Consider the following 1,696-nt stretch of genomic DNA (forward strand, 5'->3'; position numbering starts at 1 on the left):
CGCGGGGACTCCTCCTCCTTCCGTGCCGGGTCAGGACGCCGGTGAGGCGCTCCAGCGCAGCAGCGCCGCCACGTCGGTGCCGTGGGGCAGCGCCCCCGGCGGCACGAAGACGGGCCGGCCGTCGGTCAGCACCGCGGCCCGCACCAGCGCGGCGTCGGCGGAGACCCGGCCGAGCACACCGGCGCCCACGGCCTCCGACTCCTGGACCGCGATCCACGGCTCGGCGTCCAGGGCGATGAGCTCCTGCTCCGTGTCCAGGTGGGTGTCGTCGATCAGCAGGGTCTCCGCCTGGGCCTGCTGCAGGGCCGAGACGACGGGCTCCATCCCCGAGACGGCCGTGGGATCGTGCCGCCCCTGCTGCTCGGCGAGCCGCTCCAGCAGCCTCTGCTGGCGGTGGGCCACGACCTCCGCCACGCGCTCCTCGACCTGGTGGTCGAAGTCGGCGGACTGGCTCCCCTCGGCGCGGGTGTTGGCGTCGACGGTGCTCAGCATCGCCCGGGTGGCCTTCGACAGCTGCTCCTCGACCAGACCCCGGGCCCGCAGGTCCCCCGCGAGGACCACGAGCTGGGCCCCGCTCTCGGCGACGACCTTGTCGATCTGCTCGGCCACCTGCTCCGTGTTGCGCCGCCACACGTCCTCGGTGTGCCGCTGCCAGCGCCCCTGCGACCAGCCGCCGCCGGGGAACTTCTTCAGGTGCTCGGTCTCGCCCTCGATCTGCTGCTCGTCCGCGGTCCGGACGCGGCTGGCGTGCTGCAGGCAGATCTCCCCGCCGTCACGGCCGACCTCGGCGACCACGTAGGGGAAGTCGTCGGGGCGGTGCCGGAAGAGGGGAGTGAGGTCGGGGACGTCCTCCACCTGGACGACGCCGCGGCCGGCCAGGGGACCGGGGAGGACCTCGTCGATCTCCACGGTGCCGTCGCGCACCAGCAGGTACCGGCACACCGGGTCCGGCACGCCCTCGGCCGGGCGCACGGCGGCCTCCACGGCGGCGAGGTCGTTCTTGCCCGCGCCCTGCCGCTCCAGCTCCCGGCAGATGTTCTCGGGGAGGACGTCGATGGCGTGCAGCGAGTCGACGGTGCCGGTGCTGATGTCCGTGTAGACGGTGCACCAGGGGCCCTCGCTCTTGAACAGTTCGGCGTAGCGGTGGAATCGGCTCGTCATGATCGACAACTCCTGCTGTTGAGCGGTGCTTCCTGTGGTGCGGACCACGTTATCCGACCCTCAGCAGGCTGGGAACAGAGGGACCGGCGGGTAGGGTCGGAGGCACGTGACGGGCCGCACGACCGGTGGTCCCGTCGGCCCCACGACACAGGAGGCAGCCATGACCGACGTACCCGAGTACGACGAGGCCGACCGGCTCGAGCAGTCGATCGACGCCGACCGGCCGGAGCTGGACGACCAGGACGAGGAGGCCCCGGTGCACGCGCCGGACCGCTCGGAGGCCTCGTCCCTCGAGGCCAATCCCGACGACCTCGTGGAGCAGGACCAGGAGGTCGTCCTCGACGAGCCGCAGGAGACCTCCACGCTCGAGGAGGAGTGAGCCGCGTGCCGCGCGAGGGCAGGGCCCCCGCCCCCCCCCCCCCCCCCCCCCGGGGGGGGGGGGGGGGGGGGGGGGGGGGGGGGGGGGGGTCCCGTCCGTGGCCGTCGCGGTCGCCGGTTCCACGGGGGCCCGGCCGCGCAGGTACAGGTAGAGGTT

2 protein-coding genes are annotated in these 1,696 nt (G+C 73.9%); one reads left to right on the forward strand and one right to left on the reverse strand.

The genetic code is table 11. The annotated features are described in order from the left end of the window. Nucleotides 1-30: 30 nt before the first annotated feature. On the reverse strand, nt 31-1,161 hold the full coding sequence (locus ACFU0Y_RS17765; protein WP_380216228.1) for a Vms1/Ankzf1 family peptidyl-tRNA hydrolase: 1,131 nt from the start codon (nt 1,159-1,161) through the stop codon (nt 31-33). A 160-nt stretch (nt 1,162-1,321) separates the two neighbouring features. On the opposite strand from ACFU0Y_RS17765, the gene ACFU0Y_RS17770 reads away from it, so the two are divergent. Next, entirely contained in the window at nt 1,322-1,540 is a 219-nt protein-coding gene (locus ACFU0Y_RS17770; protein WP_380216230.1) for a hypothetical protein, read from the forward strand. Nucleotides 1,541-1,696: the final 156 nt, after the last annotated feature.

This window comes from Kocuria sp. NPDC057446 (assembly GCF_042802875.1).
Lineage (GTDB): Bacteria > Actinomycetota > Actinomycetes > Actinomycetales > Micrococcaceae > Kocuria.

Bases quoted from the DNA above. Each gene is read 5' to 3' on its own strand.
- ACFU0Y_RS17765 (WP_380216228.1), bottom strand. From the start codon at position 1,161: ATGACGAGCCGATTCCACCGCTACGCCGAACTGTTCAAGAGCGAGGGC.
- ACFU0Y_RS17770 (WP_380216230.1), top strand. From the start codon at position 1,322: ATGACCGACGTACCCGAGTACGACGAGGCCGACCGGCTCGAGCAGTCG.